We start from the raw sequence: 14,959 nt of genomic DNA on the forward strand, positions 1-14,959 counted from the left end.
GTACGCCACCAGAGGACGGAAAGAGCGGGGGCTCATGCTGACCGCATGAGCACCGTACAGATCCCCACGTTCACGCCTCGCCGCGGCGGCGGGCAGGAGCCCGAGCCCAACCTGACCTCGATGTACGTCATCCACCGGGCCATGCTCGCCGACCTGCGACGGCTGACCGCCCTGCTCGCCCGGCCCGGGTCGCTGGGCGTCGCGCGGGTGGCGGTCCTGCGCGAGTACGTCTCCAGCCTGCTCGTCGAGATCGACCACCATCACGCCAACGAGGACGACCTGCTGTGGCCGATCATCGAGAGCACCGCCGGGCGGGCCGTGGACCTCAACCCGTTCACCGACGATCACCAGATGCTGGAGCCGCTGCTGAACCGCTGCCGCGGGGCCGTGCACGGCGACCCGGCCACGCTCGGGAGCGAGCTGGCGGAACTGCTCGCGCTGCTCGACGAGCACATCGCCGAGGAGGAGTCCGACCTGTTCCCGATCGTCTCCCGGTTCGTGCCGCACCACGCGTACGCGTGGGTGGAGAAGCAGGTGGCCAAGCGGGCCACGCTCAAGGAGCTGACCTTCACCGTGCCGTGGCTGGCCCGCTACGCCACCAAGCAGGAGATGGACGGGCTGCTGGCCGACGCGGGCGCGCCGTTCCGCGTGCTGCTGGCCCTCACCCGGGGCCGCTACGCCCGGCGCGAGCGGCTGCTGTTCGGCTGACCGCCGAGGCGGGCGCGGGCGGCGGCGATCCAGGGGGCCACGCCCGCCCGCTCCGCTATCTCCAGGGCGTGCTGATAGTGCCGGTCCGCGGGACGGCCCAGGTGGGCGGCCACGTCACCGAGGACCTGAGCCGTGGGCCAGACGGCCAGGTAGCCGGTGCCGCCCACGGGCTGGGCCTCCACGGGCAGCAGGTCGGTGTAGGCCGACTCCATGCGCGGCCGGTCGTCGAGCGCGATGCCGAGCAGGGCGCGGACGGCGGTGAGGAAGTGCCAGAAGTAGTCGCGCCTGATCGGCTTCGGCGGGCCGGACAGCCCGGCCCGCGCCTCGTCCGCGCGGCCCGCGTGGCACAGGGCCAGCGCGTGGAGCTCGGTGACCTGGTCCCGCCAGGGTTCGTAGCCGGTCCAGGGCTCGATCTCGGGCAGCAGCGGGGAGACGTCGCCGCGCATCAGGTGCATGCCGTACAGGGCCAGCAGGAGCACGCCGGCCTCGTGCTGCCACATGCCGAGGCGGCCGGCCTGCCTGGCGGCGGCGCGGTAGCGGCGCTCCGCCTCGGTGTAGTCCTCGGCCAGGGCCGCGCGCAGGCCGCGGTAGAAGCCGGCCACGGCCTCGGGCAGCGCGAGGCCGTGGCGGGTGGCCCGCGCGGCGTGGTGGTCGGCGGCGGCGAAGTCGGCGCGCCCGGTGGCGCTCTGCATGAGCATCAGGTGGGCCAGCACCTCCAGGGTGCCGTCGGCCTCGGCGATGGTGAGCAGTTCGCGACCGATCTCCTCGCGCTCGGCCAGGCCGTCGTAGCGGAAGCTCTCGTGGTGGCGGCCGTTCAGCGCCAGGGTCAGCAGGCCGGGGTCGCCCAGGCGGCGGGCCATGGCGACGGCCTCCCGGGAGGCCAGGTAACCGCGTTCGGTGGGTTCGCCCTCCAGCTCGAAGGCGAGCGTGGTCAGCAACTGGCAGCGGGCCCTGCCGTCGCCGGAAGGCAGCGACTCCAGCGCCGACTCGACCGCGGCGAGCAGATCCGTGTCGAGCCCGCCGTACTCCCTGCTGCTCCAGAACATCGGCACGTCGAAGGAGACGATCACCCGCGCCAGCAGCTCGGGATCGCCGAGCGGCAGCGCCTCGCGCACCGCCCTGGTGCGGTGGGTGCGGGCCTCGACCAGCCGTCCGTCGTTGGCCAGGGCGGAGACCTTCGCCAGCGTGAGCTCCAGGCGCTCGCGGGCGGTGCCGTCGAAGCCGTCGAGCGCGTGCTGCCACAGCTCGGCCGCCTGCGCGAAGGCGAAGCGCCGCTCGGCCTGCCGCGCGGCGAGCCTGGCATAGTGAACGGCTTTCGCCCGCTCCGCGGCGGCGAGGTAGTGGTGGGCCAGGGCGGCCACGTCGTCGGGCTCGTGTTCCTCGATCGCGCGGGCGACCTGGCCGTGCAGCCGCGCCCGGCGGATGCGTGACAGGTCGTCGTAGAGCGTGTCGCGGATGAGCACGTGGGCGAAGCGCAGCCGGCCCGCCTCCGGCTCGGTCAGCAGCCCGGTGACCAGGCCGGACTCGATCGCCTCCAGCACCGCCTCCTCGTCGCCGCCGCTGACGGCGGTGAGGACGGCGACGCCGCTCTCCCTGCCGATGACCGCGCCGTGCCGCAGGATGGTCCGCGCCTGCGCGGGCAGGCGGGCCAGGCGGCGGCGCAGCACGTCCCGCACGCCCGCGGGGACGGCGACCGTGCCCTCGGAGTCGAGCAGCCGCGCGGTCTCCCTGACGAAGAACGGGTTGCCGCCGGTGCGTTCGGCGATCTCGGCGACCGCCTCGGGCGGGGCCGGGCGGGCGCAGGTGACCCGGACCAGTTCGGCCACCTCGTCCCGCGACAACCCGCCCAGCTCGACGCGCAGCGGTCCGTGGGCGGCGATCGCGGCCAGGGCGTCGGCCAGGCGTTCGCTGGGCTCGGTGTGGCGGTAGGAGCCGATCACCAGGAGGCGGGCGGCGGTGTTCTCGGCGATGACGTGGGTGAGCAGGGCGAGCGTCTCGGCGTCGGCGCGGTGCAGGTCGTCCAGGACGATCAGGAGCGGCTGCCTGGCCGCCGCCGCGCCCGCGAAGGCGGCGACCGCGCGGTGCAGCCGGAAGCGCGCGGTGGCCGCGTCGCCCCGGACCGCGGCGTCGCGCAGCAAGGGAGCCAGCGCCTCGGGGTCGTCGGGCGGCACCCTGGCGGCCAGCTCCCGCAGCAGCTCGGCCCAGGCCCAGCCGGGCGGCGCGCCCTCGTGCTCGGGGCAGCGTCCCCAGCCGGCCGCCCATCCCTCCGCCACGAGCCGGGTCCTGACCTGCTCGATGAAGGCCGTCTTGCCCGCGCCGGGCTCCCCGCTGACCAGCACGACCCCCGCGGGCAGCGCGAGCACGCCGGCCAGCTCCCCGCGCCTGCCCACGTACGGCCGCACCGGCACGACCGGCCGCTCGGGCGGCGCGGCGGGGGCGGGCCGGTCGCTGAGATGGGCGGCCTGGGCGAGGATGTCCTCCTCCAGCCGCCGCAGCTCGGGCCCGGGATCGACGCCGAGCTCCTCCACCAGGTGGGCGCGGGCCCGCCGCAGCGCCCCCAGCGCCTCTCCCTGCCGCCCGCATCGGTACAGGGCCCGCGCCAGCAGGGCCCACGCCCCCTCGCGCAGGGGGTACGCGCCGACGAGCCCCTCCAGATCCGGTACGGCCCGCGCCGCCCCGCCCTGCCCGATCAGCTCCCCCGCGTGCCGTTCGACGGCCGAGGCGCGCAGCTCGTCCAGCCTGGCCGCCTCGGCGTCGGCCCACGCCAGACCGGCGAACTCCTGGTAGGCGGGCCCGCGCCACAGCGCGAGCGCCTCGGCCAGCGCCGTGGCATCGGCCGACGGGTCACGCACCAGGCTCTCGAACCGCCAGGCGTCCACGGCGCCGGCGGGCAGCCGTACCGCGTAGCCGGGCGGAACGGTCACCAGCACCCCGCCGGTGGAGCGTGGCGAGCGGCCGGGTTCGAGCGCCCGGCGCAGGTTGGAGATGTAGCTCTGGACGGCGGCCAGCGCCTTGGGCGGCGCCTCGTCGGCGTAGAGGTCGTCGATGAGCCGGTCCACGGGCACCACCTGGCCGCCGGCGGCCAGCAGCCTGGCCAGGACCGAGCGCTGCCGCGGCCGCCCCAGCACCAAGGGCTCATCGTCGACGTGGACGGTGAGCGGGCCGAGTACCTGGAAGGTCAGCACAACACCGCCACCGTACCCAGAATCGCGGAAGCGGACATGCCGCGATTGCCTCTACGGTAGGGCCATGGATCCCGTCCTCAGCCTCCGGGCGCTCAACCGGGCCGCGATGGAGCGGCAACTGCTGCTGCGCCGTACGGACCTGTCGGTGGTCGAGGTGGTCGAGCACCTGTTCGGCCTGCAGGCGCAGACCCCGCACACCTGGTACGCCGGGCTGTGGAACCGGATCGAGGGGTTCGACCCGCTGGCCGCCTCCGCGCTGCTGGACAACCGTGAGCTGGTCAGGATCGCGCTGCAACGCTCGACCATCCACCTGGTCACGGCCCGCGACTGCCTGGCGCTGCGGCCCCTGCTGGACCCGGTGGCCGAGCGGGGCACCAGGACGACCTTCGTCAGGCGGCTGTCCGGCGTCGACCTCGACGAGCTGGCGGTGGCCGGTCGCGCGCTCGTGGAGGAGCGGGCGCTGAGCTTCGCCGAGCTGGGCAAGGCGCTGGCGGAGCGCTGGCCGGGCAACGACCCGCACGCGCTGAGCCAGGTCGTGCGCTGGCTGGTGCCGCTGGTGCAGGTGCCGCCGCGCGGCCTGTGGGGGCGTAGCGGGCCGATCGCGCACACCTCCGCCGAGTCGTGGCTGGGGAACTCCGAGCCGCCGATGTCCGCCGAGGAGATGGTGCGGCGGTATCTGCGGGCGTTCGGTCCGGCCTCGGTGAAGGACGTGCAGACCTGGTCGGGGCTGACCCGGCTGGCCGACGTGGTCAAGGGCATGGATCTGGTGCGTTACCGCGCCGAGGACGATCGCGTCCTGTACGACCTGCCGGACATGACCCTGCCGTCCGCCGATATTTCGGTGCCCGTGCGGCTCATGTATGACTTCGACAACGTCTTCCTCGGATACGCCGACCGGACGAGGTTCATCACCCCGCGGGCCCTTGAGGTGGGCGGCGCGTTCGTCAAGGCCAACGTCCAGTGGCGGCTCATCCTCGTGGACGGGTTCACCGCGGGCGACTGGACGGTGAGCACCGAGAAGGGCGCCTCGACGCTCACGATCCACCAGTGGAAGCCGTTCGCCCCCGCCGACCTGCGGGCGGCCGAGGAGGAAGGGGCGAGGCTGCTGGAGTTCCTCGCCCCCGGCGACCGGCACGAGATCGCCACCGTGCTCGGCGCGTCACGCTCCTAGCTCTTCACGCAATCAGCTCTTCACGCGATCAGCTCTTCACCGCACCGCCCAAGCCCGAGACGAGCCTGCGCTGGACCACCACGAAGAAGATCAGCACGGGGATCGTCATCAGCGTCGAGGCGGCCATGATCCCGCCCCAGTCGTTCTCGTCGGGCTTGAAGAAGACGAGCAGCGCCGAGGGCAGGGTCTGGTTCTCCTTGGCGGAGATGATGAAGGTCCTGGCGAAGATGAAGTCGTTCCACGCGGTGATGAAGGAGAACACGCTGGTCGCCACGAGCCCCGGCGCGACCAGCGGGAACAGGATGCGCCAGAGCACCGTGGCCCGGCCGGCCCCGTCGATCATGGCCGCCTCCTCCAGCGCCTCCGGCACCGCCGCCACGAACCCGCGCATCATCCAGATCGCGAACGGCAGCGAGAACGCGAGCTGCACCAGCACCAGCGCGCCCAGCGTGTTGAGCAGCTGAAGGTCGCGCACCACGAAGAACAGCGGGATCGTGAGCGCCTCCACCGGCACCATCTGCGCGATCAGGAACATGATCAGCACGGTGGTCCTGAAGCGGAAGTTGAAGCGCGTCACCGCCACCGCCGCGAGGAAGGCGATCAGGGCCGACAGCACCACCACGGCCAGCGCCACCAGCGCGCTGTTGAGGAGGTAGCGGGCGAAGCCCTCGCCGGTCAGGACCCGGGCGAAGTTCTCCAGGGTCGGATGGGCCGTCCACGGGCGTACGTCCAGCGACTGGATCTCACCGGCCGGCTTCAGCGCCGACAGCGCCATCCAGTAGAGCGGGAAGGCCGTGAGCAGCGCGACCACCAGCGCCACCGCGTTGGCGATCCAGCGGCCCCTCACAGCTTCTCCCCCGTCCGGTAGAGCGCGCGGATGTAGACCAGCGTCACCGCCAGCAGGATCAGCGCCATCACCACCCCGATCGCGGCCCCGAGGCCGTACTCCGACGAGCCGAAGGCCGTCTGGTAGGCGTAGACGTTGAGCACGGTGTTCTGGCCCGCGATCCCGCCTCCGTTGGTCATGACGTAGATCTGCGTGAAGATCTTGAAGTCCCAGATGATCGACTGGATCACCACGATCGTCACCAGCGGCCTGAGCATCGGCATCGTCACGCGCCAGAAGGTGCCCACCGCGGAGGCGCCGTCCAGGGCCGCGGCCTCCAGGACCTCGCCGGGGATCGCCTTCATCCCGGCGTACAGGGTCACCATCACGAACGGGAACGAGTGCCACACGACCGTGGCCCCGACCACGCCGAACGTCACCCACTTGTCGTAGAACCAGTTGTAGCCGTCGAGCCCGAGCACCTGGTTGACCAGGCCCAGGTCGGCGTCGAACAGGAACATCCACACGGTCGAGCCGGTGATCGCCGGGGCCGCCCACGCGCCGAGCGCCGCCAGCGACAGCGTGGTGCGCGCCCACGGCGCGGCCTTGTCCATGACGATCGCGAGCGCGGCGCCGACGACGAGCGTCGCCAGCACCAGCGCCGCCGCGAAGACCACCGTCTGGACGAGCACACTCCAGAAGCGCTCGTCCGACAGAAGCCTCGCGTAGTTCCCGAACCCCAGGAACCGGGTCGGCTCCCCGCCGCTGACCTGGGCCTGCCGGTAGTCGAAGACCGACAGCAGGCCCAGCATGTACAACGGGTAGCCGAACATCGGCCCGAGCACGGCCGCCGTGGGCAGCAGGTACACCCACGGCCTGGCTCGTGAGACGCGCGTCACCCGAAGGCGGCCTTCACCGCGGCGGCGGCCTCGGTGGTCGCCTCCTCGACGGTCGCCTGCTTGGTGGCGACCTTCTGCAGCATCGTCGGGATGACCTTGCCGTTGTCGATCTTCACCCAGGCCGGGTCGATCGGCACGAACTTGGTGCCCTTGGCCACCGTGTCGAGGAACGGCTTCAGGAACGGGTCCTTGGCCGCCAGCTCCTCCCGTACGCCGGTCAGCGTGGGCAGGTTGCCCATGGCCTCGTACATCTTGGCCTGGTACGCCTTGCCGCCGAGCAGCTTGACGAAGTCGTTGGCCAGCGTGCGGTGCTTGGCGTTCTTCATCACGCCCAGGTTGTTGCCGCCGGCGAAGGCCGGGGCGATCGAGCCGGGGGCCGCGCCGGGCAGCGGGATGACCTTGTACTTGCCCGCCGCCGCGCCCGCGTCCACGGCCGAGCGGCTGAAGTTGCCCAGGATGCCCATGGCGGCCTTGCCGCTGGCGAACAGCTCGACGGTCTTGCCGCCGGTCAGCGAGGCGCAGGCCTGGGCCGGGCAGATGTCGTCGGACAGCAGGTCGGTGTAGGCCTTGACGCCCTTGCGGGACTCGGGGCTGTCGAGCGTGGTGATGTCGCCGCCGGCGTCCCAGACGAAGGGCAGGGCGCCGAAGGTGTACTCGCCGCCGACGGCTATGCCGTACAGGTCGGGCTTCTTGGCCCGGATCGTGCGCGCGGTCTCGGTGAGCTCCGCGATCGTCGTCGGCGGCTTGAGCTTCAGCTCGTCGAAGACGTCGGTGCGGTAGTAGAGGGCGCGGATGCCGATGAACCACGGCAGCCCGTACGCCTTGCCGTCGACCGTCGCGGACTTCACCAGGTCGGCGCCCAGGTCCTCGCCGGTCAGGTCGAGTTCGGCGAAGCCGCCGGCGGCGGCGTACTCGGCCAGGTCGGTGTTGCCGTACTCGGCCACGTCGGGGGCGCTGGCCGGGTCGTTGAAGGCGCCCTTGAACTTCTCGTGGCGCGCGGGGGTGGTCGGGACCCAGCTGACCTGGACCTTGACGTCGGCGTGTGACGCGGTGAACTCCTTGATCGCCTCCTGGATGACCTTGTCCTTCGGAGCGCGGTTGGGCTCGTCGTAGAGCCACACGTTCAGCGTTCCGGTCTTCTCGTCGCCGCCGCCCGTGGTCGGGGCGGTGGAGGGCGCGCAGGCCGCAAGCGCCAAGAGGGCCGCGGCACAGTAAAGAAACTTCACTATTGCCTCCTTGGCGCCGACACTAGGAAGCTCGCCCTAAGTCGAAAAGACTTGTCACGACTTGTTGTGCAATGCACAACGAGGTGCTGCAGAATGTGACATCAACACATGCTTCGCCGTAATTTGGCGATCGTGCCCGACCGCAACCAGTCCGCCTCCCTGCGCCGCGCGCTCCTGGTCCTCGACCACGTGCGCGCCCACAGCGGACTGACGCTCACTCAGCTCGCCGAGGCGGTCGGCCTGTCCAAGAGCACCGTGCTACGGCTGGCCACGCCGCTCATCGAGGCCCGGCTCCTGGAACGCGACAGGAAGACCGGCGCCTACCGGCTCGGCCACGGCACGCTCCAGCTCGGCCAGGCCTACCTGGCCACCCTCGACCTGCGCGCGGTCGCCGCCGAGGAGTCGCACCGCCTGGTCGCCGAGGTACGCGAGACCGTCCACCTGGTCGTCTACGACCCGCCCCACGTCGTCTACATCGACAAGGTCGAGAACCAGGCCACCGTCCGCATGGCCTCGCGCATCGGCAGCCGCGGCCCGCTGCACTCCACGGCCGTCGGCAAGGCCATCCTCGCCTGGCAGCCGGAATCGGCCATCCCCGACGACCTGCCCGCGATGACCAAGCACACGATCACCGACCACGAACGGCTGCGCCGCGAGCTCACCCGCGTCAGGCAGCGCGGCTACGCCGTCGACGACCGCGAGAACGAACCCGAGGTGCGCTGCGTCGGCGCGCCCATCTTCAACCACACCGATACGGTCAGCGCCGCCATCTCGGTCTCCGGCCTCACCTCGCGCATCACCGCCGCGCGGGTGCGGGAACTGGGCCCGATGGTGGCCGAGGCCGCCGCGCGCATCTCGAGAAAGCTGGGGTCCACACGATGACCGACCTGGTGACGTTCGGCGAGACCATGGCCCTGTTCGCCGCCAGGCGGACCGGCCCCCTGCGTTTCGCCCGCGACTTCGACCTCGGCCTGGGCGGCGCCGAGTCGAACGTGGCCATCGGCGTCAGCCGGCTCGGCCACGACGTCACCTGGGTCGGCCGGGTCGGCGACGACGAGTTCGGCGAGCTGATCGCCTCGACGCTGCGCGCCGAGCGCGTGGACGTCCGCGCGATCCCCGACCCGGACGCGCCCACCGGCCTGATGATCAAGGGCAGGCGCACCGCCGACCTCATCGACGTGCGCTACTACCGCAAGGACAGCGCCGGCTCCCGCCTGTCCCCCGCCGACCTCGACCCCGCGCTCATCGCCGGCGCCCGTGTCCTGCACGTCTCCGCCATCACCCCCGCCCTCTCCCCCTCGGCCAGGGCGGCGGTGCGGCACGCCATCGACGCCGCCCGCGCGGCCGGCGTCCTCGTCTCGCTCGACGTCAACTACCGCAGGGCGCTGTGGACGCGCGAGGAGGCCGGCGCGTGGCTGCGCTCGGTGATCGCCGACGTGGACGTGGTGTTCGCGACCGAGGACGAGGCGCGGCTGATCGCCGACACCCACGATCCCGCCGATCCCGTCGCGCTGGCCAAGGCCCTGGGGCCGCGCCACGTGCTGCTCAAGTTCGGGGCGCGGGGGGCGATGGAGCTGTCCGACGACCAGGTACGGCACGCGGAGCCGTACAAGGTGACCGAGGTCGACCCCGTGGGGGCGGGCGACGCCTTCGCGGCCGGCTGGCTGGCCGACTGGCTGGCCGGGGCCGACCCGGACCGGCGGCTGCGCACCGCCTGCGCCGCGGGCGCCTTCGCGGTGACCTCGCAGGGCGACTGGGAGTCGCTGCCCCGCCGCGCCGACCTCGACCTCCTCCGGCCGACGTCGGAGGGTGTCAGCCGCTGAGCGGGAAAGAAGCCGGTCACTACTACTCATCATCGGATTTCCTGGCTAGAGTGCTCCCCACGACCTCGCATACCCCCCGGAGGTTCCGTGAAATACTCTGCCGTTCTCGTGTTCGCCCTGGTAGCGACGCTGGCCGCGTGCAGCGGCGCACCGGCCCAACGACCCGCCGCCCAGGCGGCCAAGACCGTGACCATCGCGATCTCCTCCGACGAGGGCACCCTCACCCCCTTCACCAACGAGAGCGGCTACCCGGGCGACAACCTGGTCAAGCTCATCTTCGACACCCTGCTGGTCCAGAAGGGCGAGACCGTGGCGCCCTCCCTGGCCACCGCGGTCGAGACCACCGACAACAAGGTGTTCAGGCTGCCGCTGCGCACCGGCGTCACCTGGCAGGACGGCCGGCCGTTCACCGCCGCCGACGTGGTGTTCAGCGTGGAGTTCTACCGCAAGAACCTCTCCGGCGACTCCGCGATCGACGTGCGCCCGATCCGCACGGTCAAGGCGGACGGCGACGCGGTCACGATGACGCTCGACGCCGCCGACCCCGAGTTCCCCCTGCGCATCCTTTCCGACATGGCCGTGCTCCCCCAGCACCTGTGGGAGTCGGTGACCAAGGTCAACGAGGCGGGCACCGACAAGGCGATCGGCACCGGCCCGTTCCGGCTGACCGCCTACGACAAGGAACGCGGCTACACGCTCACCGCCAACCCCGGCTACTTCGGCGGCAAGCCCAAGGTCGACACCGTCAAGGTCAACGTGATCCCGCAGGAGACCACCCAGTTCGCCGCCCTGCGCACCGGCGAGGTCGCCCTGTCGGTCAGGAACGTGCCACCGCAGCAGCGCGCCGCCCTGCAGAGCCAGCCGAACATCGGCATCGCCGAGGGCACCGAGTTCGCCTCCACGATGCTGCAGTTCAACACCACCCGCCCGCCCTTCGACCGGGCCGAGGTACGGCGCGCCCTCGCCAAGGCCGTCGACGTGCGCGACCTGGTCAAGACCGCGCTCCTCGGCCAGGGCACACCGGGCAACCCCGGCTTCGTCCACCCCGAGTCCCCGGTCGGCGGCCCGGCCCTGCCCCCGCTGTTCGACGTCGAGGCCGCCAAGCGCGAACTCGACGCCCTGGGCGCGAAGCCGGGCCCCGGCGGCGTCAGGACCCTGGACGGCAAGCCCATGAGCTACGAACTGCTCGTCCAGAGCACCTCCACCGACCGGCTGCGCAGCGCCGAGCTGATCCGCGACATGCTCAAGAACGTCGGCGTCGAGATCAAGGTGACCTCGCTCGACCCGGACTCGCTCGACACCAAGGTCTGGCCCGACTACGACGTCAAGAAGGGCCGCAACTACGACCTGACCATGTGGGGCTGGTCGGCGCCGGTCATGCAGACCAGCAGCCAGATCGTCTCGCTCTTCGACAGCGACCCGGAGGACGGCAACCTCAACATCGGCGGCTTCTCCGACGCCGGGGTCGACAAGGCCATCGACGAGCTGAAGGCCACGACCACGCCGGAGAAGCGGGCCGCCGCCGCGGCCGGGCTCCAACAGAAGATCGCCGAGCAGCTCCCCTTCCTCACCCTCTACTACCGCAACGGCGCCTACGCCTACCGCAAGGACGCCTACGCCGGCTGGACCTGGCAGAACGGCCTTGGCGTCCTGCACAGCGGCTCGTTCGTCGGATGAGGCGGCTCCTGGAGTACGGCGCGGTCGTCGTGATCGCGCTGCTGCTCAACTTCCTGCTGCCGAGGGCGCTGCCGGGCGGGCCGATGAAGCTCTTCGGCAGCCCCGAGGCGCTGTCCAGGCTGACCGAGGCGGAACGCGCCCAGATCGCCCAGGAGTACGGCTTCGGCCGCCCCCTCCCCGAGCAGTTCGCCGACTACGTGACCGGCGTCTTCACCCTGGACCTCGGCACCTCCCTCTCGGACGGCCGGCCGGTGGCCGAGGCCATCGGCGAGGCCCTGCCCTGGACGCTGCTGCTGGTCGGCACCAGCATCGTCATCACCTGCGTCCTGGGCGTCGCGCTCGGCGTGCTCGGCGCGCTGCGCAGGCGCAGGGGCGGCGGCGCCGGGCTGCTCGGCACCGCGATCGTGCTCGACTCGCTGCCGGCGTTCTGGCTCGGCATGCTGCTCATCGTCGTGTTCGGAGTCCAGCTGAACGTGCTGCCCACCTACGGCGCCGGCACCCTGGCCCACCTGGTGCTGCCGGTGACCACGCTGGTGGTGACCGGACTCGGCTACTTCTTCCTCTACACCCGCTCCTCGATGCTGGCCGTGCTGACCAGCGAGCCGGTCCAGCACGCCCACGCGCGCGGCGTGCCGTACGGCAGGCTGGTGCGCAGGCACGCGCTGCGGCCGGCGCTGCTGCCCGTGCACACCATCGTGCTCATGGAGATCGGCTTCCTGGCCGGCGGCTCGATCGTCATCGAGACCGTCTTCGCCTACCCCGGGCTCGGGCGGCTCACGTTCGGCGCGATCTCGGCCCGCGACTACCCGCTGATGCAGGGCGCCTTCCTCGTGCTGACGCTCATGGTGGTGGCGATGAACGCGATCGCCGACGCCACCTACCCGCTGCTCGACCCGCGGGCCCGGCAATGAGGGCGCTCGGCGGGCAGGGGCGCGTCGGCCTCGCGCTGCTGGCCGTCATCACCGCCGCCGCCGTCTACGGCCTGCTCCTGCCCGATTCCGCGGGCACCGCCCGGATCGGCGAGCCCTACGCCCCGCCCGGCCCCGGGCTGCCGCTGGGCGCCGACGACCTCGGCCGCAGCCTCCTCGACCAGTTGCTCGTCGGCGCGGCGACCTCGCTCGGCCTCGGCTTCCTGGTGGCGCTCGTGGTCACCGCGCTGGCCGCGGTCATCGGCGGCGCCGCCGCCATCGGGCCCAGATGGCTGTCCTCGCTGATCATGCGCTCGATCGACGTGATGCTCATCCTGCCGGAGCTGATCCTGTTCATCCTGGCCGCCGCCTTCCTCGGGCAGTCGTTCGGGATCAGGGTGGCCATCCTGGTCGTGCTCATGTGGCCGGTTCCGGCCCGGGTGCTGCGCGCCGGGATGCTGACCGCGTGGTCGCGCGGCCACCTGGAGGTCGCGCGGGCGATGGGCGCGCCACGCTGGTGGCTGCTGCTGCGGCACGGCTCCTACCTGATCGGGCCGCTGCTCATCCCGGTGTTCGTCCGCGCCGCCATGCGGGCCATCCTCTACGACGCCACGCTGTCCTTCCTCGGCCTGGGCGACCCCACCGCGCCGAGCTGGGGCACCACCCTGTACTGGGTGCAGGTCAACGGCGTCTTCCTGTCCGAGGCGTGGGTGTGGTGGGCGCTGCCGCCCGGCCTGGCGATCACGCTGAGCGTGCTGGCGCTGGCGCTGATCGGCACCGCGGTCGAAGAACGGCTCAACCCGGCGTTGAAGGAGGTGCCCGCCTGATGCTCTCCATCACCGGGATGTCGGTCCACTACGACGGGCTGCCCGCGGTCGACCGGGTCAGCCTGGACATCGGCGACGGCGAGATCGTGGCGCTCGTGGGTGAGAGCGGCTGCGGCAAGACCTCGCTGGCCAGAGCGCTGCTCGGGCTGCTGCCCGGCTCGGCGGAGGTGACCGGCTCCGCCATGCTCGGGGAGGACGACCTCGCCCGCCGTACCGACTGGGCGGGGGTGCGGGGGCGGAAGATCGCGATCGTGCCCCAGGGCGCGATGACCGGGCTCAGCCCGGTCCACAGGGTCGGCGCGCAGATCGAGGAGATGCTCGCGCTGCACGGCGGCCGCGCGCGGCCGGGCGAGCTGCTCGACCGCGTCGGGCTCGGCGCCGAGCACCTCACCTGCCACCCGCACGAGCTGTCCGGCGGGCAGCGGCAGCGGGTGGCGATCGCGCTGGCGCTGGCCGGCGAGCCGTCGCTGCTGGTCGCCGACGAGCCCACCACCGGGCTCGACGCGATCGTGCAACGCCAGGTGCTCGCACTGCTGGCCTCGCTCGGCATCGGCATGCTGATCGTCTCGCACGACCTGGCCGCGCTGGCTCCGCACGCCGACCGGGTGGCGGTCATGTACGCGGGCCGTCTGGCCGAGATCCGTCCCAAAGGCGCGCCGTCGCGCCACCCCTACACGCTCGGCCTGCTCACGGCCACCCCCGCCACCGACCGCTCGATCCCCTGGGGCAGCGTGCCCGGTTCCGCGCCCCCGCTCGGCCAGGCCCAGGCGGGCTGCCGGTTCGCGCCGCGCTGCCCGCTCGCGCTCGACCCCTGCCACGACGTGGAACCGCCGCTCGTGGACGGCCTCGCCTGCCACCACCCCGGCTCGCCCGTCTATCCCGCCGTGCCGCGTTCCACCCCCTCAGCCGGTACGGCCGCCGCCACCCTCACCGGCATCAGCCATGTCTACCGGCGCCGCGGCGTCCAGGCGCTCAAGGGCGTGGATCTGGAGGTGCGCTCAGGCGAGATCGTCGGCCTGGTCGGGGAGAGCGGCTCTGGCAAGTCCACGCTGGCCAGGATCGCCCTCGGCCTGATCAAGCCGACGGCGGGCCGGGTCGTGGTGGACGGCGAGGAGCTGACCGGCCGGCGCGGCAAGGCGCTGCGGCTCCTGCAGCGGCGCATCGGCTTCGTGCACCAGGACCCCTACGACTCCCTGCACCCCGGCATGCGGGTGGGCGCCCTGGTGGCCGAGCCCCTCGTGGTCTCGGGCACGCCGGGCGACCGGGAGAAGAAGGTGCTGGCCGCGCTGGAGGCGGCCGGGCTGCCGTGCGACCGGGAGTTCCTGCGCCGCTTCCCCGGTCAGCTCTCCGGCGGCCAGCGCCAGCGCGTCTCCATCGCCCGCGCGCTGGCCGGCGAGCCCGTACTGCTCATCGCCGACGAGGCCACCTCGATGCTCGACGTCTCGACCAGGGCCGGGATCGCGACGACGCTGCGCTCCCTGGCCTCGGGACGCGGCCTCGCCGTCGTCTTCGTCACGCACGACCTGGGCGAGGCCGTCCAGGCGTGCGACAGGATCGTCGTGCTGCGCTCCGGCGAGATCGTCGAGCACGGCCCGGCGGCGGAACTGGCCGCCGCACCCGCCCACCCCTACACGCAGGAGTTGCTCCATTGAGGTCCTCCCCGGCCTGGAAGACACCTTCCCACCCACGTGACCACCGTCGGCAAAACC

General features: G+C 72.3%; 12 protein-coding genes. 8 read left to right on the forward strand and 4 right to left on the reverse strand.

Annotated features, from left to right (window positions below):
• Positions 1 to 45 precede the first annotated feature (45 nt).
• Positions 46 to 708: a hemerythrin domain-containing protein gene (locus tag ACFWY5_RS01575; protein ID WP_379612321.1), complete on the forward strand. Its 663-nt coding sequence runs from the start codon at positions 46 to 48 to the stop codon at positions 706 to 708.
• On the opposite strand, the gene ACFWY5_RS01580 is transcribed toward ACFWY5_RS01575, so the two are convergent.
• The gene (locus ACFWY5_RS01580) at positions 675 to 3,893 is read right to left on the reverse strand and encodes a BTAD domain-containing putative transcriptional regulator (protein ID WP_379630264.1); all 3,219 of its coding nucleotides are present in this window, start codon (positions 3,891 to 3,893) and stop codon (positions 675 to 677) included. The genes ACFWY5_RS01575 and ACFWY5_RS01580 overlap by 34 nt on opposite strands.
• A gap of 64 nt (positions 3,894 to 3,957) precedes the next feature.
• On the opposite strand from ACFWY5_RS01580, the gene ACFWY5_RS01585 reads away from it, so the two are divergent.
• The gene (locus ACFWY5_RS01585) at positions 3,958 to 5,064 is read left to right on the forward strand and encodes a winged helix DNA-binding domain-containing protein (RefSeq protein ID WP_379630265.1); all 1,107 of its coding nucleotides are present in this window, start codon (positions 3,958 to 3,960) and stop codon (positions 5,062 to 5,064) included.
• A gap of 28 nt (positions 5,065 to 5,092) precedes the next feature.
• Here ACFWY5_RS01585 and ACFWY5_RS01590 read toward each other — a convergent pair whose 3' ends face one another.
• Genes ACFWY5_RS01590 through ACFWY5_RS01600 form a run of 3 tightly spaced genes read right to left on the reverse strand, consistent with a single transcriptional unit; the run spans position 5,093 to position 8,015 of the window.
• Positions 5,093 to 5,911, reverse strand: coding sequence for a carbohydrate ABC transporter permease (locus ACFWY5_RS01590; protein WP_379612325.1), 819 nt, complete (start codon positions 5,909 to 5,911; stop codon positions 5,093 to 5,095).
• Positions 5,908 to 6,789, reverse strand: coding sequence for a carbohydrate ABC transporter permease (locus tag ACFWY5_RS01595; RefSeq protein WP_379612326.1), 882 nt, complete (start codon positions 6,787 to 6,789; stop codon positions 5,908 to 5,910). The genes ACFWY5_RS01590 and ACFWY5_RS01595 overlap by 4 nt, the downstream gene beginning before the upstream one ends.
• Complete coding sequence (locus ACFWY5_RS01600) at positions 6,786 to 8,015, reverse strand: extracellular solute-binding protein (protein ID WP_379612327.1); 1,230 nt, start codon at positions 8,013 to 8,015, stop codon at positions 6,786 to 6,788. Before ACFWY5_RS01600 ends, ACFWY5_RS01595 begins: the two co-directional genes overlap by 4 nt.
• 108 nt (positions 8,016 to 8,123) lie before the next feature.
• Between ACFWY5_RS01600 and ACFWY5_RS01605 the strand changes: the two genes are divergently transcribed.
• The 6 genes from ACFWY5_RS01605 (at position 8,124) to ACFWY5_RS01630 (ending at position 14,902) form a co-directional block, all read left to right on the forward strand.
• Positions 8,124 to 8,897, forward strand: a complete 774-nt coding sequence (locus ACFWY5_RS01605; protein ID WP_379612328.1) for an IclR family transcriptional regulator — start codon at positions 8,124 to 8,126, stop codon at positions 8,895 to 8,897.
• Positions 8,894 to 9,838 carry a sugar kinase gene (locus tag ACFWY5_RS01610; RefSeq protein WP_379612329.1) on the forward strand — a complete coding sequence of 315 codons (945 nt, stop codon included), beginning with the start codon at positions 8,894 to 8,896 and terminating at the stop codon, positions 9,836 to 9,838. Before ACFWY5_RS01605 ends, ACFWY5_RS01610 begins: the two co-directional genes overlap by 4 nt.
• An 87-nt stretch (positions 9,839 to 9,925) precedes the next feature.
• Complete coding sequence (locus ACFWY5_RS01615) at positions 9,926 to 11,515, forward strand: ABC transporter substrate-binding protein (RefSeq protein WP_379612330.1); 1,590 nt, start codon at positions 9,926 to 9,928, stop codon at positions 11,513 to 11,515.
• A complete protein-coding gene (locus tag ACFWY5_RS01620; protein ID WP_379612332.1) occupies positions 11,512 to 12,426 on the forward strand; it encodes an ABC transporter permease in 915 nt (304 codons plus the stop codon). Before ACFWY5_RS01615 ends, ACFWY5_RS01620 begins: the two co-directional genes overlap by 4 nt.
• Positions 12,423 to 13,250 carry an ABC transporter permease gene (locus tag ACFWY5_RS01625; protein ID WP_379612333.1) on the forward strand — a complete coding sequence of 276 codons (828 nt, stop codon included), beginning with the start codon at positions 12,423 to 12,425 and terminating at the stop codon, positions 13,248 to 13,250. Before ACFWY5_RS01620 ends, ACFWY5_RS01625 begins: the two co-directional genes overlap by 4 nt.
• A complete protein-coding gene (locus tag ACFWY5_RS01630; protein ID WP_379630266.1) occupies positions 13,250 to 14,902 on the forward strand; it encodes an ABC transporter ATP-binding protein in 1,653 nt (550 codons plus the stop codon). Before ACFWY5_RS01625 ends, ACFWY5_RS01630 begins: the two co-directional genes overlap by 1 nt.
• Positions 14,903 to 14,959: the final 57 nt, after the last annotated feature.

This window comes from Nonomuraea sp. NPDC059007 (assembly GCF_042740555.1).
GTDB lineage: Bacteria > Actinomycetota > Actinomycetes > Streptosporangiales > Streptosporangiaceae > Nonomuraea.

Bases quoted from the DNA above. Each gene is read 5' to 3' on its own strand.
- ACFWY5_RS01575 (WP_379612321.1), top strand. From the start codon at position 46: ATGAGCACCGTACAGATCCCCACGTTCACGCCTCGCCGCGGCGGCGGG.
- ACFWY5_RS01585 (WP_379630265.1), top strand. From the start codon at position 3,958: ATGGATCCCGTCCTCAGCCTCCGGGCGCTCAACCGGGCCGCGATGGAG.
- ACFWY5_RS01605 (WP_379612328.1), top strand. From the start codon at position 8,124: ATGCTTCGCCGTAATTTGGCGATCGTGCCCGACCGCAACCAGTCCGCC.
- ACFWY5_RS01610 (WP_379612329.1), top strand. From the start codon at position 8,894: ATGACCGACCTGGTGACGTTCGGCGAGACCATGGCCCTGTTCGCCGCC.
- ACFWY5_RS01620 (WP_379612332.1), top strand. From the start codon at position 11,512: ATGAGGCGGCTCCTGGAGTACGGCGCGGTCGTCGTGATCGCGCTGCTG.
- ACFWY5_RS01625 (WP_379612333.1), top strand. From the start codon at position 12,423: ATGAGGGCGCTCGGCGGGCAGGGGCGCGTCGGCCTCGCGCTGCTGGCC.
- ACFWY5_RS01630 (WP_379630266.1), top strand. From the start codon at position 13,250: ATGCTCTCCATCACCGGGATGTCGGTCCACTACGACGGGCTGCCCGCG.